This is a genomic window from Streptococcus sp. FSL R7-0248, assembly GCF_037967965.1.
Taxonomy (GTDB): domain Bacteria; phylum Bacillota; class Bacilli; order Lactobacillales; family Streptococcaceae; genus Streptococcus.
On sequence record NZ_CP150201.1, the window covers coordinates 1,551,852 to 1,575,989 of the forward strand.

Annotated in this window: 14 protein-coding genes; 2 read left to right on the forward strand and 12 right to left on the reverse strand. The window is 41.2% G+C overall.

What is annotated here, in order from left to right; all coding sequences use genetic code 11:
• Positions 1-380: 380 nt before the first annotated feature.
• Complete coding sequence (locus NYE32_RS06975; protein WP_155198452.1) at positions 381-1,469, reverse strand: hypothetical protein; 1,089 nt, start codon at positions 1,467-1,469, stop codon at positions 381-383.
• A 433-nt stretch (positions 1,470-1,902) separates the two neighbouring features.
• Between NYE32_RS06975 and NYE32_RS06980 the strand changes: the two genes are divergently transcribed.
• The gene (locus NYE32_RS06980; RefSeq protein WP_155198453.1) at positions 1,903-3,426 is read left to right on the forward strand and encodes an ATP-binding cassette domain-containing protein; all 1,524 of its coding nucleotides are present in this window, start codon (positions 1,903-1,905) and stop codon (positions 3,424-3,426) included.
• Positions 3,427-3,520: 94 nt separating this feature from the next.
• Here NYE32_RS06980 and NYE32_RS06985 read toward each other — a convergent pair whose 3' ends face one another.
• Together NYE32_RS06985 and NYE32_RS06990 are read right to left on the reverse strand one after the other, a co-directional pair.
• Entirely contained in the window at positions 3,521-5,389 is a 1,869-nt protein-coding gene (locus NYE32_RS06985) for an ABC transporter ATP-binding protein (protein WP_339156940.1), read from the reverse strand.
• Positions 5,379-7,124: an ABC transporter ATP-binding protein gene (locus NYE32_RS06990; RefSeq protein ID WP_339156941.1), complete on the reverse strand. Its 1,746-nt coding sequence runs from the start codon at positions 7,122-7,124 to the stop codon at positions 5,379-5,381. Before NYE32_RS06990 ends, NYE32_RS06985 begins: the two co-directional genes overlap by 11 nt.
• 640 nt (positions 7,125-7,764) lie before the next feature.
• Here NYE32_RS06990 and gshAB point away from each other — a divergent pair.
• On the forward strand, positions 7,765-10,029 hold the full coding sequence (gshAB, locus tag NYE32_RS06995; protein WP_201041397.1) for a bifunctional glutamate--cysteine ligase GshA/glutathione synthetase GshB: 2,265 nt from the start codon (positions 7,765-7,767) through the stop codon (positions 10,027-10,029).
• 61 nt (positions 10,030-10,090) lie between these two features.
• On the opposite strand, the gene NYE32_RS07000 is transcribed toward gshAB, so the two are convergent.
• The 9 genes from NYE32_RS07000 to pulA form a co-directional block, all read right to left on the reverse strand.
• The gene (locus tag NYE32_RS07000) at positions 10,091-10,687 is read right to left on the reverse strand and encodes a hypothetical protein (RefSeq protein WP_201041398.1); all 597 of its coding nucleotides are present in this window, start codon (positions 10,685-10,687) and stop codon (positions 10,091-10,093) included.
• Positions 10,668-12,197 carry a DUF1310 family protein gene (locus NYE32_RS07005; protein WP_175063012.1) on the reverse strand — a complete coding sequence of 510 codons (1,530 nt, stop codon included), beginning with the start codon at positions 12,195-12,197 and terminating at the stop codon, positions 10,668-10,670. Before NYE32_RS07005 ends, NYE32_RS07000 begins: the two co-directional genes overlap by 20 nt.
• A gap of 105 nt (positions 12,198-12,302) precedes the next feature.
• Positions 12,303-12,863 carry a GNAT family N-acetyltransferase gene (locus tag NYE32_RS07010; RefSeq protein WP_155198458.1) on the reverse strand — a complete coding sequence of 187 codons (561 nt, stop codon included), beginning with the start codon at positions 12,861-12,863 and terminating at the stop codon, positions 12,303-12,305.
• Between the two features lie 211 nt (positions 12,864-13,074).
• Positions 13,075-15,480, reverse strand: coding sequence for a glycogen/starch/alpha-glucan phosphorylase (locus NYE32_RS07015; RefSeq protein ID WP_155198459.1), 2,406 nt, complete (start codon positions 15,478-15,480; stop codon positions 13,075-13,077).
• A gap of 343 nt (positions 15,481-15,823) precedes the next feature.
• Entirely contained in the window at positions 15,824-17,254 is a 1,431-nt protein-coding gene (glgA, locus tag NYE32_RS07020; RefSeq protein WP_064524093.1) for a glycogen synthase GlgA, read from the reverse strand.
• Positions 17,251-18,387, reverse strand: coding sequence for a glucose-1-phosphate adenylyltransferase subunit GlgD (glgD, locus tag NYE32_RS07025; protein WP_339156944.1), 1,137 nt, complete (start codon positions 18,385-18,387; stop codon positions 17,251-17,253). Before glgD ends, glgA begins: the two co-directional genes overlap by 4 nt.
• Positions 18,377-19,519, reverse strand: a complete 1,143-nt coding sequence (locus NYE32_RS07030; protein ID WP_225745296.1) for a glucose-1-phosphate adenylyltransferase — start codon at positions 19,517-19,519, stop codon at positions 18,377-18,379. Before NYE32_RS07030 ends, glgD begins: the two co-directional genes overlap by 11 nt.
• A 190-nt stretch (positions 19,520-19,709) precedes the next feature.
• Positions 19,710-21,590, reverse strand: coding sequence for a 1,4-alpha-glucan branching protein GlgB (glgB, locus tag NYE32_RS07035; RefSeq protein ID WP_339156945.1), 1,881 nt, complete (start codon positions 21,588-21,590; stop codon positions 19,710-19,712).
• A 169-nt stretch (positions 21,591-21,759) separates the two neighbouring features.
• Entirely contained in the window at positions 21,760-23,955 is a 2,196-nt protein-coding gene (gene pulA / locus NYE32_RS07040; RefSeq protein WP_155222492.1) for a type I pullulanase, read from the reverse strand.
• Between the last annotated feature and the right edge of the window lie 183 nt (positions 23,956-24,138).

Genomic DNA, 24,138 nt, shown 5'->3' on the forward strand with positions numbered 1-24,138 from the left:
GTCTGACAATTCAACCAACAACTTTCGCTCATTTTTTATTCTTACAAGTGTAAAAACCTTGATTTTATTTGCTTTATACCGTTTTCAAATTTCTATTTTATTTTCTTTTCATTCCTAACTTTCTCATATTATTCAAGTAAGATGTCAGAGTTATGAGAGAGTTTAACTCATTTTATTGGCCGATATTCTCACTTTGATTCTAATTTTCACCTTCTTATTACAAACCATCCGATTCTGTAACACCCTCGATAAACCATTGATATACAATTTAATAATCCTCTTTCACGACTAAAGTCTCCCATTAGCATTTCAAAAACACTAAAAACCCAAGTATCATAGACTTGGGTTCATAATCTTATGGGTTTCAGAGGTAAGTTCCTCTATTTTTTTCTGATATGGTTGTCATTCCAAGTCTGCAATTCTTGGTAGGACTTGACTTTCCCTTCTTCCTGAGTCGGTCTAAATGCCCTAACCGGTAACTCGTAGGCATCCTGGCCTTCAGGTGCCATCCAATGGAGTAAGGTATTGAACCAGGTTTCATTGTTAATCTTGCTTGGAATGGTGTAGATCCTAGCATGTTTGGTCTTAATCGCGTCATAAGCATCCTTATGCTCTTTGGCAAAGTTGGTACTATCCATATTGAGGCTTCTGTCTTTTTCAGAAATGTAATAAAGAGCAGGCAGACTTGCAATTGGTGTTTCTCTTGGATGATCTAGATCCTTACCATTAGTTGCACCTGGCCACATTTCAAGACCAAAAGGCTCTAAAGTCTTACGCATATCAACATTGGCATAATCCAATTCCGAGTCCAAAGTATTCGAGTTAGCTGGAATATTCATTTCCTCAATCTTTTGCGTTTTGAGATTGAGGTATTTTTTATTAGAAGCAAAATCAGCTGATGACGCACCAAAAGGCATTTGTAAGTAAGCTTGCTCATTAAGCATGAAAAGCCTTAGACTTGCCTGATTTAAATAATCTTCATCCCCAGCTTTTTTAGCCAATTTCAAGAGGTCAATTTGTTTAGGTTTTTGATTTGGTTTTTCCGTGTCATACATATAGATATTAAAGTAGTCATACTTATAAAGTGTCTCACCCTTGGCATTTTTCTTACCAGATTCACCCCCCTTGTACTCTTGAGTGACTAAGTATTGACCAGCTACCCCCACAATGTTAAACATGTTTCTATCATGACCAGGATTTGGTGTCACGAGTAAAAATTCCTTATTATCTCCGAAGGTTTTCAGGGTGATTTTGAACAAGGGGTCTTCTGCATTGCTGCCGGAATAGACAGTCGTACGCGACTTACTTGATGCAGCTGAACCTTTGGTAGCCTTACTGCTACTATTCACAGCAAAGAAGATAGCCGTCCCTGCGATTATAAAAAGCAATGCCACTAAGAGACCTATAAAAACAATTCTTGTGGACTTATCCCCCTTAGGTGTTTGTTTCTTTACAAACTTATTTTCCATAAATAATCTCCATTTTAGTACTGATTCTAGTATAGCATAGGTGGAGACTGTTGATAAGGTGCATCGGCGGTCTAATAGGACTGGATATTTTATTTTCATTTGACAAAATCTCTCGAACAGCGTACAATCAAGGCAAGTAACATTCGGAGGTAAATGGAGACATGAACAACTAAGTCTATTCACAATAAACCTGCTTTATTCGATAGATTGTTTTCATGTCTTTTTTGCGCTCTTTTTCTGTAGAAAATTTATTGGTGGTATCTGCGTTTTTTTGCATCCACACCATCACTATCTCCTAGAGGGCTTTTTAGCTAGATTCAAGACGGTTCTATCTTATAAGGTAGGACTGTTTTTTGACCTTTGATATTGTTTGAAGTAAGAACCATATTTTCCATGAAACACTATCAACAAGCACTCAGACCTAGGAGGTCCTATGATACAGATTCAACATCTAACTATTACCCATACCAAAGATTTGCGTGAACTCGTTCATGACTTAAATCTAACGATAGCTACTGGTGAAAAAGTCGCTATCATTGGGGAAGAAGGCAATGGAAAGTCAAGTCTCCTTACCCTTCTTGTCAATCCTAAAGCACATTTTGACCATCTTTCTTACGAGGGAACTATTAATAAACCAGATAGCCCACAGGTCTATATTCCTCAACAGATTTCGGATGACTTACAGTCCCTAACCCTTAACGACTACTTCTTTACGGATACTTATGACCTAGACTATGCTACCCTCTATCGTCTGGCTGATGAACTTCATTTTGATAGTGATCGTTTTGCTAGCAGTCAGCTTATCTCCTCTCTGTCAGGTGGCGAGAAACTCAAAATTCAACTCATCCGAGAATTAGCCCGTCCCCACGACATCATTTTTCTTGACGAGCCCTCAAACGATATGGACTTGACTACTATGACTTGGCTAAAAAATTTTATCAAACATTCTGATCAAACCATAATCTATATCTCACATGACGAAGACCTACTAAGCCAGACAGCAAATACCATTATCCATCTGGAACTCCTTAAACGTCGCCGTCAGGCAAGGACTAGTGTGGAGCACCTCGACTATGATAACTATAGCCAGCAACGCACTGATGCCTTCCAGCAACAAATGCAGCAAGCGAAAACCGAGAAAAAAGCCTATGACAAAGCCATGGCCAAGCATCGCCGTATCAAACAAAATGTCCAAACTACCCTACGTAATACGCATGATAGCACGCAAGGACGATTGGTTGCCAAAAAGATGAAAGCAGTCCTCTCGCAAGAAAAACGCTACGACCGCCTTGCCCAAGATATGACACAAATGCCTGATAAAGAAGACAGTATTGAACTATTCTTCTCTCATATCACTCCTCTACCTCAGGGAAAATATCTCTTAAATCTGGATAAAAAGCAGATAAACATCGCTCCTCACCTGACCATTGACCATCTCAAACTTTCTTTGAAAGGGCAAGAAAAAATTGGTATTGTTGGAGATAACGGCTGTGGTAAATCCACTCTCTTACACTTTCTCTACCAAGAACTTAGCAAGAAGACAGACCTGACTATTGGCTACATGCCTCAACATTACAATACTATCTTGCAAAATGATTTGTCACCGATAGCGTTTTTAAGTAAGACAGGCGACAAGTCTGAACGAGAGGTTATAAGCTCCCATCTCGCCAACCTCAACTTTAGTCATGATGAAATGAGCCATGCCATTTCTGATTTATCTGGAGGACAGAAAGGAAAACTACTCCTGCTACACCTGGTCTTAGAAAGCCCTCAGCTCCTTATCTTAGATGAACCAACCAGAAATTTTTCACCCACCTCACAACCCCAAGTCCGACAGCTCTTCGAGAACTATCCAGGTGCCATTCTGACAGTCTCACATGATATCAACTACCTCAGACAAGTTTGCCAAAAGATTTATCGCCTGGACTCACACGGTTTAAAAGAAGTTGAGATTTAAGATATCAAATCTATCGTTTTTACAAGAAAAGTCTCAAAAGAAACATCTTCTTCATATGCAAAAAAACTCAGGCAAAGCCTGAGTTCTTTTAATCTTAATCAATTTCAAGACCACCAGTATAGAGTCGGTAGTAAGTACCACCTTGTTCCATAAGGCTGTCATGGTCACCACGTTCAATGATACGTCCGTGGTCCATAACCATGATAACGTCAGAGTTAACGATGGTTGAAAGACGATGGGCGATAACAAAGACCGTACGTCCTTCCATGAGTCGGTCCATCCCTTCTTGGACCATTTTTTCGGTACGAGAGTCAATAGAGGATGTCGCTTCATCAAGGATCAGAACTGGTGCATTAGCAAGGGCGGCACGCGCAATGGCAATCAGCTGACGTTGTCCATTAGACAAGCCTGCGCCATCATCTGTGAGGACAGTGTCGTAACCATTGTCCAAATGTTGCACAAAGGAATCCACGTTAGCAATACGAGCAGCTTCAAGAATTTCCTCGCGAGTCGCATCAGCACGGCCGTAGGCAATATTTTCAGCGATAGTCCCTGTGAAGAGATGGGTATCCTGAAGTACGATACCAAGTGATCGACGAAGAGAATCTTTTTCAATTAGCTTCACATCAATACCATCATAAGTAATCACACCAGATTGGATGTCGTAGAAACGATTAATCAAGTTAGTAATCGTCGTCTTACCTGCACCCGTCGCACCAACAAAGGCAACCTTTTGCCCCTTATCCGCATAGAGGTTAACGTCGTGAAGGATTTGTTTCTTACCATCGTAAGAGAAATCAACATCTTGGAAGACCACATTTCCGATCAACTCGACCAACTCGTAGTCGCCATTTGGACGTGGGTGTTTCCAAGCCCAGAGATTGGTTTTCTTGTCTGTCACAACCATTTGACCATCTACCAATTCGTAGTTAACCAAAGTGACCTTACCTTGGTCAACTTCTTCTGCTTCATCCAAAAGGTCAAAGATACGATCAGCACCAGCAAGGGCCATAAGGACAAAGTTAAGTTGTTGAGAAACCTGAGTAATTGGGCCGTTGAAGGAACGGTTCAATTGTAGGAAGGCCATGAGACCACCGATAGTCAAACCACCCACACCATTGAGGGCAAATACACCACCAACCAAGGCAGTCAAAACAAAGGAAACATTTCCTAAGTTCCCAAGAATTGGCATGAGAACATTGGCATAGCGGTTGGCCAAGTAAGAAGATTCAAAAAGTTGTTCATTAATCTTGTCGAAGTCAGCCATGCTTTCTTCTTCGTGGACGAAGGCCTTGACGACCTTTTGCCCTGACATCATTTCTTCGATAAAACCATTCTCAATCCCTAGGTTCTTTTGTTGTTCACCGAAGTAACGACCTGATTTGGCTGATACATTTTTGATGACCATAAACATGATGCCTACCATGACTAGGACCACGATAAAGAGAAGGGGACTAACCGTAAGCATGGTTACAGTCACCCCGATAAGGGTAATGGCCGTTTGTAACAACTGCGGAATTGACTGCTCAACAGCCTGACGAAGGGCATCGATGTCATTGGTATAGATAGACATGATGTCCCCGTGTTGGTGAGTGTCAAAGTAGCGAACCGGAAGCTTTTGCATACGAGCAAAAAGCTGATTACGAAGGGAACGCAGGGAATCTTGTGAAATCGTCGCCATGAGGAGGGAGGCCACATAGTTGGCAACCACACCGATAAGACAAAAGACCCCAACTGACGTCAAGAAACGTAACAGTGGCCCAAAATCATGACTACCAGATTTGAGCATGGGTTGAACGTAAACGTCCACCAAGGACTGAATCGAAGCCGTCAAATTAACCGTTGCCAAAGAAGCAACAACAATGAGGACAAAGGCAATACTAAGTGAAAGTTTGTAGTCTTGCCACAAAAAGCGTAGAAGACGTGCTAGAGAGCCCCAATTAGCTTTTTTCTTATTCTGCATCTGCTACTCCTTTCCCTTGTGTTTGCATCTTGTAGACGTCACGATAGATAGCATTATTAGCCACCAAGTCGTCATGAGTACCAATAGCATCGATACGACCATCATTCATGACGATGATACGGTCGGCATCTTGGATAGATGAAATCCGTTGACCGATGATGATTTTGGTCGAGTCCTTAAGACTTGAAGCGAAGCCTTGACGAATCAAACTATCTGTCTTGGTATCGACTGCCGATGTCGAATCATCCAAAATCAAGATTTTCGGATTCATGAGAAGGGCACGTGCGATACAAAGACGTTGACGTTGTCCCCCTGAGACATTGGCTCCACCACGTTCAATCTTGGTATCATAGCCATCCTTAAACTCTTGGATAAATTCATCAGCTTGGGCAATCTTACAAGCTTCAATGATTTCTTCATCTGTTGCCTGTTTATTTCCCCAACGCATATTTTCCTTAATGGTTCCTGAGAAAAGGACGTTGGTTTGAAGTACCATGGCAACTTGCTTACGCAAGCTATCCAAATCATAATCCTTAACATCGTGGCCAGCAACCTTAACTTGACCGGCTTCCACATCATAAAGACGAGGAATGAGCTGAACCAAACTTGATTTACCAGAACCTGTTCCACCAAGAATACCGATAACCTCACCAGACTTAATATCAAGCGAAATATCCTTGAGGACATGGGTCTTATCACCATTTTCATCAGTGTATGAGAAATCCACATGATCAAAACTGATAGAACCATCTGTGACCTCTGTCAAGCCATTTTCAGGTGAAATAATGGTTGATTCAGTATTAAGCACTTCATTGATACGCTCTACAGAGGCCATAGAGATAGACAACATGACAAAGATCATCATGAACATCATAAGTGAGATGAGGATGGTCATGGTGTAACTGAACATGGAAGTCAATTCACCTGTAGATAGCTTGCCGACAACGATAAGATGAGCACCAAACCAAGAAATCATGAGGAATGATGCATACATAGACAACATCATGGCTGGGTTAGACATGACAACTACACGAATGGCACGCATGAACATCTTGTAAATACGACGTGAAGCCTTCTTGAATTTGTCAGTTTCTTCCTGCTCTTTAACATAGGATTTCACCACACGCATGTTGGTGATATTTTCCTTGATACTATTGTTGAGGTTGTCATAAGCCTCAAACACTTGAGTAAAGAGAGGATATACGATTTTGGTAATAATGGCCAAAACCAGACCAAGGAAGAGTGTTACACCAACGAAAATCCAAGCCATTTCGCCATTAATCAGGAAACTTGCTGTAATGGCAAAAATCAGGTTAAGTGGTGCACGTACACAGATGCGGATAATCATCTGGTAAGAGTTCTGCACGTTGGTCACATCAGTCATCATACGTGTTACCAAACCACCAGCTGAAAACTTATCAATATTTTCAAAAGAGAAGGTTTGAACCTTTTTGAAAATGGCCTGGCGTAGATTCTTGGCAAATCCAGCAGAGGCAAAGGCCGCATAGCGTGCCGACTGCATCCCACAGAAAAGCGACAGGAAGGCGCAGACCAACATGAGGCCACCATAGAGCCAAATGTTAGACATGTTGGATTGCTGGACACCTTTATCCAAAAGATTGGCCATGACAAAGGGAATGGAAATCTCAAACATGACTTCTAACGTCATGAAGAGGGACGCTAGGATTGAGGGTTTCTTGTATTCCTTTATCTGGGCGATCAGGGTTTGAAACATAATTACCTCCGTTTTTATTCTTTTTCTTTTGATATTTTTCTTTTGATATTTTTCTTTTTTGATGCTTTCTTAAGTGATGGCGGACGTCAGCGACCGACTCAGTCGTTCCATGACTAGTTATCGAGCCAAAGTCTCGATAACTCCGCTTCCTATAACTGCTTCTGCAGTTATAGGAATATCATCACGGCGAAAGCATCGCTGTTGAGCAGAGCGAACTGTTAGTATCTTACTCTGTTTTCAGCAAGACTGAGCAGATTTAGATAACTGTTACCACGGCGAAAAATATCGTCTACTCTAGGCATAAAACTAACAGTCTTATGCTTATCATTTATCTATAAAAGAACGGTCATACCCTTTTGAGAGCATACAAAAGCCCCTGAGGGCAGACCCTAGGGATTTTTTCGTTCTCATATATATGTCATTAGTATAGGTTAAATTGAGTAAAATTGCAAGCATAATATCATTTTGCTAACATTTGTAAGTTTTTTACGATGTTTGATAAAAATATCGCTCTAAAAGCTGCTCATTTTTCACAAACTTATCATAAATGTTCGTAAATCATAGCCAAACGTAGCAGAAATTTGTTTTCTGTTCCTATTTATAATAGACTAACACTAACATTAGATGAAAAGGTGACTCTATGACTATAAATCAACTGCTTCAAAAGCTGGAGCCTACCAGCCCTATCCTTCAAGCTAACTTTGGAATTGAACGCGAAAGTCTTCGTGTCGATAGACAGGGAAAATTAGCACATACGCCTCACCCTTCTTGCCTAGGAGCTCGAAGTTTCCACCCTTATATTCAAACAGATTTTTGTGAGTTTCAAATGGAACTCATCACGCCAGTTGCTAAATCTACCACTGAGGCTCGTCGTTTTCTTGGAGCCATTACCGATGTAGCTGGACGTTCCATCAGTAAAGATGAACTTCTCTGGCCCTTGTCCATGCCACCTCGTATCAAGGCCCAAGAAATCCAAGTCGCTCAACTGGAAAATGAATTCGAACGCCATTATCGTAACTACTTGGCTGAAAAATACGGAACTAAACTTCAAGCTATCTCAGGTATCCACTATAATATGGAACTTGGGAAAGATTTGGTTGAGGCTTTATTCAAAGAAAGTGACCAGACTGATATGATTGCTTTCAAGAACGCCCTCTATCTTAAGCTGGCTCAGAACTATTTGCGCTACCGTTGGGTAATTACCTATCTCTTTGGTGCTGCACCTGTTGCTGAGCAAGGCTTCTTCGACCAAGAAGTGCCAGAACCCGTGCGTTCCTTCCGTAACAGTGACCATGGTTATGTCAATAAGGAAGAAATCCAAGTATCTTTTGCAAACCTAGAAGATTATGTCTCTGCCATCGAAAACTATATCGAACAAGGAGATTTGATTGCGGAGAAGGAATTTTACTCAGCTGTTCGTTTCCGTGGACAAAAGGTTAATCGTTCCTTCCTTGACAAGGGAATCACCTATCTGGAATTCCGTAACTTCGACCTTAACCCCTTTGAGCGTATCGGTATTAGCCAAACTACCATGGATACTGTACACCTACTCCTTCTAGCCTTCCTCTGGATGGATGCCCCTGAAAATGTCGATCAGGCTCTGGCTCAAGGTCACGCGCTGAATGAAAAAATCGCCCTCTCTCATCCTTTAGAGCCTCTACCTTCTGAAGCTGAAACTCAGAACATTACGACGGCTCTGGACCAACTGGTGCAACATTTTGGACTAGGTGACTATCATCAAGGTTTGGTTAAGCAAGTGAAAGATGCCTTTGCAGATCCTAGTCAGACACTAGCTGCTCAACTTCTACCTCATATCAAAGACAAGTCCCTTGCTGACTTTGCCCTTGACAAGGCTCTTGCCTATCATGATTACGACTGGACTGCCCACTATGCTCTTAAGGGTTACGAGGAGATGGAGCTTTCTACTCAGATGCTACTGTTTGATGCCATTCAAAAAGGGATTCATTTTGAAATCCTAGATGAGCAGGATCAGTTCCTTAAACTTTGGCATAAAGATCATGTTGAGTACGTCAAAAATGGTAACATGACCTCAAAAGACAACTATGTAGTACCTCTTGCCATGGCCAATAAAACCGTGACCAAAAAAATCCTGACTGATGCTGGTTTCCCTGTTCCCGCTGGCGACGAATTTACCAGTCTGGAACAAGGTCTAGCCTATTATCCTCTTATCAAGGACAAGCAAATTGTGGTTAAACCAAAATCAACCAACTTTGGTCTGGGCATTTCCATTTTCCAAGAGCCTGCCAGCCTTGATAACTATAAGAAAGCCCTCGAGATTGCCTTTGCAGAAGATACAGCTGTTCTTGTTGAAGAATTTATCCCAGGAACCGAATACCGTTTCTTCATTCTGGATGGGAGCTGTGAGGCTGTCCTCCTTCGTGTCGCTGCCAATGTTGTCGGTGATGGCAAACACACCATTCGTGAATTGGTCGCTCAGAAAAATGCCAATCCATTGCGAGGACGTGATCACCGCTCACCACTGGAAATCATTGCACTAGGAGACATCGAACAACTGATGTTAACGCAACAGGGTTATACCCCTGATGATATTCTCCCAGAAGGGAAAAAGGTCAATCTACGTCGTAACTCAAACATTTCTACGGGTGGTGACTCTATTGATGTCACTGGGACCATGGATTCCTCTTACCAAGAATTAGCTGCAGCTATGGCAACTAGTATGGGCGCTTGGGCTTGTGGGGTTGACCTCATTATTCCAGATGAAACCCAACCTGCTAGCAAAGAAAACCCTCATTGCACCTGCATCGAGCTCAACTTTAACCCTTCTATGTATATGCACACCTACTGTGCTGAAGGACCTGGACAGGCTATCACTTCAAAAATCTTAGACAAGCTTTTTCCAGAAGTTGCCACAAATCAAAACTAAAACCTAGAATCCTATAAACCTAAAATCACCTTTATCTCGAGATAAAGGTGATTTTGTTTTATTAACCAAACTCTCCTGCTTCTTCCTCAGGATGAGTTTCCATGTACTGGATGTGTTGTATGTAGGCATCTTGAGCCTGATTGAAGGCTTCCTGATCACTGTAAGGATAATCTATGTAAAAGAGGTCCCGCCAGCCATTAAAGGTCTGACTATTGTAGAAACCTTGAATCTTTGTGGGAAGGAACTCTTTGTTGTAGCTGATTCGCAGCTTGAGTAGGGTCTTATCCTGAAACTGAGTGATGATACTGTTGGAGGTTTCTTGACCTTCCAAACTAGTCCAAACGTTATTCAAAACAATGTCCTGACTATAGTGGTTAGCCTTGATGCGATTTTTGTCCACTGGAAGCTTCTGGGTAGCCTCTAAAAGGTAGGACAGCTCTCCTTGAAAATAAGCCTCAATGGTTAAATCCCCAAGACTGGAGCCATATAATAGGCCATCCTTAATAGCAATGTTTGATCCAAAAAGTCTTTGGCCAGCTACATCAAAGGACATCCCCTCATCCTGTCCGTAGAGCTTAATGGCATAAGCATCCCTTACTCGATAGAAATTCTTAGCGACAAGGACACTATCAAGGTTTTCAGTCTTTTTTGTCTCCACCTTGGGGCTTGTAGGTTTCTTGGTAAAAGCTGTCAAACCCATTAAGCACAAGATGAGAGCGAATATAATCAAGGTAAGCATTGTAGACCTGGAGCCGGTCTTCAGCTTTAACTTGTCTCCATGTTTCAAGGTCTTTCAAGCCTCCTTTTTTAACAATATCAGCATAGCGCCCACCGTTTAAGACATTCTTGGGATTTTTCCACTTCCTAACCATCTTGCGTCTAATCGCATTGTCAGCAGGATGACGAACGTCAAGATAGGTATGGCTATTATTGAGATAGGCTGGTAGGTCAGCATTCAATCCCTTAGACAGCCCATAATTAGCAGAATCCGTATCGGCAATGTCAGCACCGTCTTCAATCTTGTAATGCTTGGGATTGGAGTCGATGCTACCGTCTTTCCTTTTCTTGTAGACATTCCACTCAGAGACAAATCTCCCCGTATCCATATTGACAATAAACTCAATAAAACGGGAATTGCTAACTCCATAAGGTCCCATGACACTGGTCTGAGGTAGCTGAATTTTCATGTTCTGCGGATAGGTAAAGTCTCCCAAGCTTCGATTATGGTAGGAAGCACCCGTAGTGTAATCCAAATGAATCTTCTTGTCCTTGCTGTAGGCCAGAAGTTTGTCTAAATCTGTCTTGCCCTTGTAGTTGGTCCTAATATAGTCCATGGACTGCTTATCAATCCAAGACCTAAAAAGATGGAGCTTGATACCTAAGTCATCCACCCCAAGCCCTAGATCCGTCTGATAGGTCTCCATAATAGCCTCACGGAAGTAACTATAAAAAGGACTGGTTGGCTCTAGCTTCTTGGAAAATTTATAACCTGACTTCCCTAACTGGAGGAACTGGTACTTGTCCACATAAACCTGCATGTGCTCCATAACCAAATTGAGCTTGTCATGATTAGGGAGTTGAGATGCTTGGAAAAAGGCCGTATAGGTATCTGAGCCCACTTCCTTGCTTTCTTGGTCAATGTCCTGTAAAACCTTGTCTAACTGGGTCAAGGAAGTCTTTTTCATCTTGCTTCTGACCTGAGCCACATAGGCTGGCTTAATGCCCTGATCCCAGTGGTCACGAGCCATAATAGCATTTGCCTTCTGTGAAATCAAGGTCAATCGTTTTTGATAAGACTCGTCCTCCAAGGCCAGCTTCAAAGCCTTTGATGGTGTCGCTTGAACCACAGATAAATCACCGTAGATATCTGCCTTTAGGACAAGATTTACCTGCATATCATAGGAATGATTGATATGGAGAACGAGGTAAATTTTCCCGTCTTCCTTCCTAACAGACAAAGCATCGAGTTGATAAGATTGGATAACCCCAGCCTGACTAAGTGCCAGTTTATCTATATTTTCCAAAGAATCCTGATAGATATAGGAAATCTCAGGGTCTTTGACCTTCTTTACCAAAGAGTCATTTCGCTGTCGATTGAAAACCACAAGACCAAGTATGAGGATTACAGCCAGGGCACTTGCCAGATACTGTAAAATTACTTTCTTCATAGTACTTCCATTATAGCATAGGTGGACAAAATATTCTGAAAACGATTGGCAAACGTTGAAAACAAATGAAAAACAGGCCGACTAAGACCTGTTCAACTCAATTTTTTATAAATCGCTCAAGCGACGATGTTTAATACTAAAATCAAAATAAGCATTTTCCTGAAGTTTGTGGAATATGTCTCTGTAGGCTTTTTCGTCAAAGTGATCGCCACGATAGAGAATCTCAAAACTCAAACCTTCGTATTCCAAGAAGGCATTAGAAGTCTTAAAACCATTACGCTTATAGAAATCCCAACGCGCCGCACGTTGCTCAGGATTGTCGTTAGGTTCATCCAAGCGCTCTACTTCCAAGACCATAGAACGCGAGGGTCCATAAAAGTCCACCAGTTTATCAATAATCTCACTTCCGTAGCCATGACTCCGCATTTGAGGAACGATGGCAAAGAAACTCACATAAAAAACTTTGGCATTGTAGAGAACTGAGGCAAATCCAACAAAATCATCCTCGTCATAAAAGGCAAAGAAATGATAATCATCACGACCATCCAATTTTAAGAAGTCACTTAATGGAATACGTTCTTCTTCTGGAAAAGCCTCGTTGTTTAAGCGCTCTACCCTATCTAATTCTGGAAACTCCTTGGTAATTAATTGGCTGCGTAAAGCCATAAATTTCCCCCCTTTTTGATGCTTATACCTATAGGTCATTATAACATCTTGATAAGCAAGTGCAAGTTTCAAGGGCCAAGATAGATCTGCGGGTAAACTCCTACTGCCATGTATAAATGCTGCTTGGCTGTCTACGACTCCTCTCTTCTTAAAAATAAAAGACAACGACCATTTCTAGTCGTTATCTTTTTTGTGATTCATAAGCTATCGCCTATTTTTTCAATTCCCAAATTTCTTTAGCATACTCTGTGATCGTATCATCTGAAGTGAATTTGTGAGATTTAGCAATATTAGCTAAGCTCATACGTGCCCACTTGTCATGATCACGATAAAGCGCATCGATTTTCTCTTGAGCTTCTACATAAGCAGCGAAGTCTTCCAAGAGGAAGTACTCATCGTTGTGGGTGATGAGGGCTTCGTAAATTTCAGTACCTTCAGATTGAGCATTTGGAATCGTACCGTTAACAAAGGTATCAACGACACGACGAATGACTGGGTTATTTTCATAAACTGCACGAGAGTAGTAATCGTGACGTGCATAGTGTTCATAAACTTCGTCCTTGTCCATACCGAAGATGACAACATTCTCATCGCCAACTTCATCCTTGATTTCAATGTTGGCACCATCAAGTGTTGCCAAGGTAATAGCACCAGTCATCATGAATTTCATGTTTGATGTACCAGATGCTTCTTTAGAAGCCAATGAGATTTGTTCAGAGACATCTGCTGCTGGAATGATAAGTTCCGCAAGGCTGACACGATAGTTTTCAAGGAAGACCACTTTAAGTTTTCCTTGAAGGCTTTCGTCATTGTTAACAAGATTGGCAACTTCGTTGATGAGTTTGATAACAGATTTAGCGAAGTGATAACCAGGGGCAGCTTTGGCACCAAAGATGAATACACGAGGTACCATGTCTTTATCTGGATTATCTTTCAGATCCCAATAAAGTTTGATGATGTGAAGAAGGTTAAGCAATTGACGTTTGTAAGCGTGAAGACGTTTCACTTGAACATCAAAGATAGCATCTGTTGACACTTCTACGCCTGTTGTTTCTTTGATGTAGTCTGCCAAACGTTGTTTAGCAGTCTTCTTAACTTGATAGAACTGGTTCAAGACTTCCTTGTCATCCAAGTAAGTTGTAAGATTTTCAAGCTCATGGATGTCGTTACGCCAACCGTCACCAATCACGTCATCAATTGCTGCTGAAAGTTCTGGAGCTGCAATTTGTGTCCAACGACGTTGAACGATACCATTTGTCTTGTTATTGAATTTTTCAGGAAAAATAGTATAGAAATCGTGGAGGGTATCTTCTTTAAGGAGTTCTGTGTGGAGTTTGGCAACCCCGTTAACTGAGTGACCACCAATAATCGCCAAGTTAGCCATGTGGACTTGGTTATCCTTAACAATACGAGTACGTTCGATAACATCTGCAGCAACGCCACGTCCAGCCATTTCAGCGATGTAACGGTTGTCGATTTCCAAGATGATTTGGTAAACACGTGGAAGGACACGTTTGAAGAGCTGTTGATCCCATTTTTCAAGGGCTTCTTGAAGAATAGTGTGGTTAGTGTAGCTCATAGTTTTAACAGTCGCATTCCAAGCATCTTCCCATGAAAGACCATATTCATCAAGGAGAAGACGCATGAATTCAGCTGGTGCAACCGCAGGGTGGGTATCATTGATGTGAACAGATACTTTTTCGTGGATATCTTTCAATGGCAAGCCCATCTTGAGGTAAGATTTAATGATTGTTTGGAGACCGGCACTTGTCATGAAGTACTCTTGAACCAAACGCAATTCTTTACCTTTAATCGTTGAATCATCTGGATAAAGAATAGCAGTAATATCTTTCACACGACGACGTGCATCAAGCGTAGGATAATCCAATTCGTATTCTTCAGGAATTTCTACATCCCAAAGACGAAGGTTGTTAATCACACCATTCTTATAACCAATTTGCGGCACATCATAAGGTACGGCACGAAGGACTTGAGCATTCTTATAAGTTGGGACAAAGCGACCATCTTCATTGCTTTCAAGAACCACATCACCAAAGAGTTTCACATAGACAATATCGTGGTCTTTACGTGTTTCCCAAACATTACCTGTAGAACCAAACCAACCATCTGGTAATTCCACTTGGTAACCATCCACAATACGTTGTTTGAAAAGTCCGTAACGGTAACGAAGACCATTACCAAAACCTGGATAACCAGTAGTCGCAAGCGAATCCATGAAGGCAGCAGCCAAACGACCAAGACCACCATTACCAAGTGCCATATCATGCTCAGCTTCTACAACTTCACGGAAGTCAATATCAAGTTCTGCGAATCCCTCTTTAACAAGGTCAAGAATACCAAGGTTGAGAAGGTTAGTTTCCAACATACGACCTGGAAGAAATTCAATCGAGAAGTAGTAAGCAATCTTTTCTTGATTATCTGAAAGTGCATGGTTACGTTCAATCCATGTATTTGTGTAATATTTACGGATCAAACCAGCCAAGGCAGTAAAAATCTCCGTTGGTGTGGCCTTAGCAACTTTAATCAACTGCTCTTGATGGAGAGTATCCTTAAAGTCACGGATGAATTGTTCTTTTGTTAAATTTTCGAGTTGCATAGAAATCCTTTCTTACTACTTCCTTATCTTCAATACACTTCTTACAGGTATCTATTCAGATAAGAGGGAATTGGAAATTTTACTCAAACTTCCAAACCTTGCCAGACAAGATTCGAAACAGATATTTCAAAATCTTTATTTACAAAACTGTCAAAACAGTCAGGTTTATTATAACATGATTAGAGTTAGTCTTCTATTCAGATTTTTAGATATCTTCTCTTTCATTGCTTTATCAGCAAGATTGAGAGATGCTATCCTGACTTTTGTCAAGATTATATAGAAGCGTTTTCAAACGCTTTACACGAAGATAACTTTTCCCTTGCGAGAAAAGTTATCTTTGCAATTATACTAATTGTTTGTACAAATCAACATATGCCAAACTTGCTGTATCCCATGAGAAGTCACGTGTCATAGCATTGTGCTGGAGTTGTTTCCAAGCATCAGCATTGTTTTCGTAAACATCGAGAGCTTTTTCAAGGGTTTGAACCATCCAGTAACCTGAGAAGTTACCAAATGAGAATCCTGTACCTGAGCCTGTCACAGGGTTGTATGGTTCAACAGTATCACGAAGACCACCAACCTCGCTAACCACTGGCAAGGTACCATAGCGCATAGACATCATTTGAGAGAGGCCACATGGTTCAAAGGCTGAAGGCATAAGGAAAATGTCACAACCAGCATAAATTTGTTGAGCCAACTCTAGGTTGAAGGTAATGTTGGCAGACATTTTTTCTGGGTAAGCGTGACCGAACCAAGAGAAAGAGTTCTCATAGTCGCTGTAACCAGTACCCAAAAGAACAATCTGAACATCATGTTGCAAGATGTTGTGAAGTTCGTTGACAACCAAATCGAAACCTTTTTGGTCAGTCAAACGTGACACAATACCAATCAATGGAACGTCTTCGCGAACTGGGAGACCAACACGTTCTTGAAGAGCTGCCTTGTCTTTGGCCTTACCTGACAAATCATCCACTGAGAAGTGGTAAGGAATGTGAGTATCTGTTTCTGGATCAAGGAGGTCCGTATCGATACCATTAACAATACCAGACAACTTACCAGATTCCATGCGCATGATTTGATCAAGACCTTTACCAAATTCAGGTGTTTGAATTTCACCAGCATAAGATGGAGAAACTGTTGTTACACGATCTGCATAAAGAACGGCTGCTTTCATCCAGTTGAGGCAGTCATTCCAACGGAGCGTACCGTCTGCATAACGCTCGTAACCAACACCGAAGATTTCCCAAAGCATACCACTGTCAAATTGACCTTGGAACTCAATATTATGGATAGTGAAGACTGTTCTAATACCTTGGTAAGCTTGAATCCAATGGTATTTTTCCTTAAGAAGGAATGGAATCATGGCTGTGTGGTAGTCATGAACATGGAGAATATCTGGAATAAAGTCCACTTTTTCCATCAACTCAAGGGCAGCCATTTGGAAGAAGCCAAAACGCTCACCATCATCCCACTCACCGTATACCGTACCGCGGTTGAAATACTGCTCATTATCAATGAAGAAGAAGGTCACACCATCACGGACAATTTTCTTGATGCCGACATATTGACGACGCCAACCAACATTTGTATAGAAGAAGCCAATGTCTTCAACCTGATCGCCAAATTTAGCCGAAACCACATCATAATATGGGAGAATTACGGCAACTTCGTGACCATTTTTGACTAGAGATTTAGGAAGAGCACCGATAACGTCACCCAAACCGCCAGTTTTAGCGAAAGGTGCACCCTCTGCTGCTACAAATAAAATTTTCATCGTACAATATCCTCTGTTACAACGCTACCTTTTTTGATGACAACTGGGTTGTTTTCTGTACCGCGAACCGTAACACCTTCAGCGATTTCAACACCTTTATCCACAATAGCATATTCAACTGTTGCGCCTTTAGCAACTTTAACACGTGGGAAGATAATTGAATGGCTAACACTAGAACCTTCAGAAAAGTCAACATTACGTGAAATCATTGAGTTCTCAACTTTACCTCGAACAATCGAACCAGATGCAAATTGTGAAAGCTTAACTTCAGAAGAGTCTGCATAGTATGTTGGCTCTTCATTTTTAACTTTTGTATAAACTTTTTGGTTTGGTGCAAAAAGTTTATAGAATTTTTGTGATTCCAGCATATCCAAGTTAGCATCAAAGTACGCTTTTACTGAGTGGATATTTGAAAGGTAACCAGTGTACTCGTAAGCAAAAGCATTTTCAGCAACTGCCAAATCACGAAGTACATAACGAAGCTTACGAGGTTCTTCTTTAGCTGCTTCTTCTTCCAATTTTTCAATCAAGAATGGTGTATCCACAACAAAGATGTCTGTAGACATATTGTAAACTTCTTTATCGCCACCCTGGAAGAGCTCATGACCAAGCACTTTGTCAGAGTCATCAATTTCTAAAACGCTGTTTACATCTGAAATGAGTTCTTTAGGAAGTTTTTTGTAGACCACAGTAACTTTTGGTTTTGTTGTATTGTGAAGGTGGAAAACTTGGTTAAGATCAATGTTGACCAAAACATCACTGTTAAGAGCTACAGTCTGATCTGAGCCTGAACGTTTAAGGTAAGTCAAAATTTGACGATAGTATTCCTCATCAATAGTTGAGCTTTCAACAGGAGTATTGTAAATACCAAGGTAGTAGTGACTGAGAAGAGTAGACAAGCCCCACTCACGACCTGAACGAATATGGTCGAAGACAGAACTGATGTTTTCGTTTTGGAAGATTCCGAAGACGCTACGGATACCAGCATTAGCCAAGTTAGACAACGGGAAGTCGATGAGGCGATATTTTCCGCCAAATGGTAGGCTGGCAATAGGACGGTGCTCAGTCAAACCACCCATGTCATGGAATCCTACGGTATTTCCTAGAATTGCAGAATATTTATCAATCTTCATCTTTTGGTACCCCCACTACTTCATTGTATCCTACGACTTGCACTTCTTCTGTACCGTCAATTTCCACACCATCGGAAATGTGTGCACCTTCACCGATAATAGCTCGTTTAATTTTTGCACCTTTACCAATAATTGCACCACTCATAATCACTGAATCTTCAACGACTGCCCCTTCACGAATTTGTGCACTTGTTGAAAGCACAGAATGTTTAACAGTTCCATCAACCAAACATCCATCAACAACGAGTGAATCTTCAACATGAGCATTCTCACCAAAGAAGTTTGGTGGAGCAATCACGTTACGTGAGTAAATTTTCCATTGACGGTTACGACTATCCAAGGCATTTTCAGGAGAAATGTACTCCATATTTGCTTCCCAAAGGGATTCGATAGTACCTACGTCTTTCCAATAGCCTTCAAATTCATAAGCAAAGACGCTTTCACCTGTTTCAAGATAAGCTGGGATAACGTTCTTACCAAAGTCTGACATATCAACTGAACTCTTTTCAGCTGATACTAACATATTGCGAAGACGTTTCCAATCAAAGATGTAAATACCCATTGATGCTTTCGTAGATTTAGGGTTTTCAGGTTTTTCTTCGAACTCAACAATACGGTTATTAGCATCAGTGTTCATGATACCGAAACGGCTAGCTTCTTTAAGTGGCACATCAAGAACGGCGACAGTAAGACTTGCGTTGTTATCTTTGTGAGATTGGAGCATATCATCATAGTCCATCTTGTAAATATGGTCACCAGACAAAATCAAAACATATTCAGGATTGATGCTATCGATATAGTCAATGTTTTGATAAATAGCGTGGCTAGTACCTTCAAACCAACGATTACCTTCACTAGCTGAGTAAGGTTGAAGAATTGATACACCAGAGTTAACACCATCCAAGCCCCAACTTGAACCATTACCGATATGATTGTTCAAAGCAAGTGGCTGATACTGTGTAATGACACCTACATTGTTAATTCCTGAATTGGCACAATTTGACAAACCAAAATCAATAATACGATAGCGTCCACCAAATTGAACAGCTGGTTTGGCAATACTTTGGGTCAATTTTCCAAGACGAGTTCCTTGCCCACCAGCAAGGATCAAAGCCAACATTTCATTTTTCATGAATAGTCCCCCTCATGATTTTTAGTTCCATCCTCAAAAGGATGTGAGACAATCAGTCGAAACTGATTATGACAATTAAAGTAAGTTCCTCAGTGTGGCAATAGTTTGGGCATCAAACAGCTTCTTTCAACCGTGACTTCCCTGCTATCACCACTGAAAAACAAATCGTGTACACGTTTAAGTCTACCCTTTATTTCAAGCGACGTTTAACACGCCAGATACTTGCTCCAAGAGCTGGCAATGTGAAGCTAAGGGTATTTTCATAATCCTTCCACTTCGCTTTTTGGGTACGGGTCTCAGGATTTCCTTCTTTCCAGACACCACCGAATTCTTCCATCTCAGTGTTAAGCACTTCTTGATAAATACCAGCGACTGGCAATCCAATAGTGAAGTCTTGACGTTCCACTGGAGCTAGGTTGAAGACACAGACGAGAAAGTCACCCTTATCGCCTTTGTCATCCTTACGAATGAAGGAAAGCACACTTTCAGCACGGTTATCCGCGTCAATGATTTCAATACCATCGTAAGAATCATCAATCTGCCAGAGAGACTTATGGTCCTTGTAGAAACCATTCATATGGCTAGTGAAAGCCTGCATCTTCTGGTTCATCTCATCTTCAAGATTATTCCATTCAAGTTGGTAATCAAATTTCCACTCTAAGAACTGACCAAATTCAGATCCCATGAAGAGCAATTTCTTACCTGGGTGACAGAGTTGATAAGCATAGAGGTTACGTAGGCCAGCAAACTGATTGTAGCGGTCCCCCCACATCTTATGCATCATACTCTTCTTACCATGAACTACTTCATCATGTGAGAAAGGTAGAACATAGTTTTCATTGAAGCAATACATGAAACTAAAGGTCATCAGATTGAAATCGTACTGACGGTAAACTGGATCTTCTTCGTAGAATTTGAGGATATCGTTCATCCAACCCATATTCCATTTGAAGTCGAAACCTAGACCACCCTCTTCAATCGGTTGTGTAATTGGTGTTGCTGCAGTTGATTCTTCCGCAACCATCATGACATCTGGATAGCGTTTTTTAATCTCACGATTGAGTTTTTGAAGGAAGCCATAGCCTTCCAAGTTACGGTTACCACCGTCCTTGTTTGGCATCCATGGACCCTCATCATAGTCCAAATAGAGCATGTTTGAAACTGCATCCACTCGGATACCATCGATATGATAATTTTCAATCCAGTAAAGAGCACTTGAAATAAGGAAAGACTGTACTTGATTTTTTCCTAAGTCAAAGTTCAACGCTCCCCAACGATAGTTATGAGCTCGATCGTGATCCTGATATTCGAAAGTTGGTGTACCATCAAAGTAGGCTAAAGCATCGTCATTCTGTGTATAGTGACCTGGGACCCAGTCTACCAAGACACCGATATTATTCTGGTGACATGCTTCAACAAAATCTTGAAAATCTTCTGGTGTACCATAGGTATGCTCAAAAGCAAAGTAACCCATGAGCTGGTAACCCCAACTCATCCCAAGAGGGTGAGCCATGAGTGGCATGAATTCCACGTGGGTATAGTTCATCTCAACCAAATATGGAATCAACTCTTCTTTCAATTCTTTGAAAGTATAAGGTTGACCATCCTCTTTTAGTTTCCAAGATGATGCATGAGCTTCATAGATATTAACCGGACGTTTTTGGAAACCAAAGCGTTTACGACGACCCATCCAAAGGCCATCCTTCCACTTCTTAGTTTTCTTCTTACGAATCACAGCTCCTGTTCCTGGACGTGGTTCCAAATAAGTAGCGAAAGGATCCATCTTTTCGACTACTTGACCTCCCTTACGTTTCACCAAGAACTTATAGAGTTGTCCTTCTTGAGGGAGGGCTGAAGTTACCTCCCAAACACCGATATGGTTTTTGGTCATATCCAGAGGTTCATCAAACCAACCTGTGAAATCTCCAATTACCTGAATCTGCTCAGCATGAGGGGCCCACACACGGAAGATAAATCCTTCTTCACCCTCCAATTCATGCACACCCAGATAATTCTGAAGGTGGAAGTTCTCACCTGTCCCAAACGTGTACATGGCTTCATCGAGATTCATACCATCACTCCTTTCTAAAACTAGCCTTGATAGATCTATCTATCAAGAAATTAAAACATTGAAATATATGTAAATACACTAGAAAACCCTTCAGATTGATAGGGCTCACAAGCGAATAAAACTGCTTGTGTAAGCGTTTCCTGTATTATAACATTTTTTGACTGCCTTGTCAGTAAATCTCCAAATCTTTTTTCATATTATTGAACACAAAAGTCTTACGCAATTTTCCAGAAATGTGCAATTCAACAATACCTGAATCGTACTCCGCTTTTGCGACATAGAGATTATCGTAAATATCTGCATATGAACGATATGACAATTCTGGTACGGTTTGCTTACGCTCAATTAATTTGGCAACTTTAGCAACCAAGTCTTTCTTAAGGGTCACTTGATTCCAATCCACCTGATTAACGGCATCAGGAGCATTGTAGCTATTCATGGCACGCTTAACATCCGCTTCCGTGTAGTTTCCGTCTTCACCTGTTGCAACCATCTTACTACGCTGGAATTCTTGTCCCAACTGCATGAAACACATCCCTTGCATACTTAGATTAAGAGCATTTGCCAAGTAGATACGTTTTTCAATATCTTCTGGCGAATCATGTGGATGCAGATGATGCATAAGGTCATTCAAATTGTAGTTGTCGTGCGCCTCGATATAGTTGAGGACCTGACCTGGCATAAGGTAGTTTACAAAACCACGGCTACCAAGTAGACTCTTGGCAATCTGGTCTTCCAATGGGGCTCCAGACACATAGCCGTTGCTGATGTATCCATAGACTTCTGCCCCTTTAACGGCATCACGCGCATTGTCATTGAAAAATCCGATTCTAGGCATCAAGGCTGCATTATCCTTCTTGCCCTTTTGATCCACAGGAAGACCAATTCCCATATCCCATCCTTCACCATATAGAAGAATCCTAGGATCAATATCATCCATGGCCGAACGAATGGCATTCATAGTAGCAACATCATGCAAGCCCATAAGGTCAAAACGGAAACCATCCACTCCAAATTCTTCTGCCCAATAGGTCAAAGAATCAATCATATACTTACGGTACATTTCCTTTTCACTGGCTGTTTCATTTCCACATCCTGACCCGTCTTGAAAAGACCCATTGTCATGCATACGGTAGTAATAGGCCGGCACAGACAGTTGGAAGGGAGAGCTGTAAGAAGAGTAAGTATGGTTATAAACCACATCCATGATGACCCCAATGCCTGCCTCATGGTAGGCCTGAATCATCTTCTTAAGCTCTAAAATTGGTGCCACGGGATTCTTTTGATCAGCAGCAAATTGACGATCTGGGACATTATAATTCTCAGGATCATACCCCCAGTTATAGAGAAGCTTCCCATCTTTATCGTAGGTTTTATGGTGATCAAAGACCGGTTGCAACTGGACATAATTGTAACCCATGCGTTTGAGGTAATCAAAACCAGTCACATCTCCTTGGGCATTTTTAGTCCCTTTCTGACAGGCACCTAGGTATGTCCCTCTATAGGACTTCTTAACACCAGACGTCTCTGAGATTGAGAAATCACGGAGGTGCATTTCACAGATAACGGATGAGCAAGCATTTGCATTACGCCAGCTCGCTTTTTGCTTAGTAACCTTTTCATACCCTCTTGGGACAAGTCTCTTAGGATTGACCACCAAACTTTTTTTATTATCTAAGCTAAGGGCAATACTGTAGGGGTCTCTTGTATCCTGATAGAAGCTTTCCTCATGATACACACGAAATTGGTAGGCTACCCCATCCAAATCCTTTTTGACAGTGGCACTCCAAACACCGTGAGTATTCATCTCATGACGGTCCTTATTGATACTGGTTCCTCGGCTCATCTTAATGATCTTAGGGTTTTTACTGCCCTTTTTAAAAAGCAAGAGCTTCACACGACGAGCTAGAGGTGACCAAAGGCGAAACTCTGTAGCCCCTTTTTCATACTTATGACCTAACCAACCTTGAAAGCCCCACTTCTGATCAAATTCCTGTCTACGAAGTGCCATATCAAAGGCATGCTGGTCACGACCTTCGAAACTATGGCTAGTCAAGGCTGCCTGTTTAGAATAATAAACAGTTGGATCACCTTCAACTATCCAAATAGCATTGGGAGCATCCCCTAGGAAGCGTCGGACACGGTAATCATGTGTTTGCCTCGACCAGTCTTCCGTTTTGACCAAAAGATTGACAGAATCAATAAAACGATTGGAGGGAGAAGTAACCTGACCAACAAGGCCAAAATCATCCTCACGTGAAAAATGGGCTTCTTCGCCCCAATAACCATCTAGCCACTTCCACATACTGTATCTGGAATAGTCGCCATGCATACTATGAAAATGAACGGTTAATAAATTGTCCATTTTTTACTCCTTAGTTTTTGTTACTCACTTTTTCTCCTATTATAGCAAAAATTGTTCGTTTTGTAAGCGTTCTTATGGAATATTTTGCAATTTTTTGGTCTATTTTGAACATAAAAAAAGAATGAGAAAATAAATGGCAAAACACTCATTTTTCTCATTTCTTTTGTCTATTTTAATTCTTTT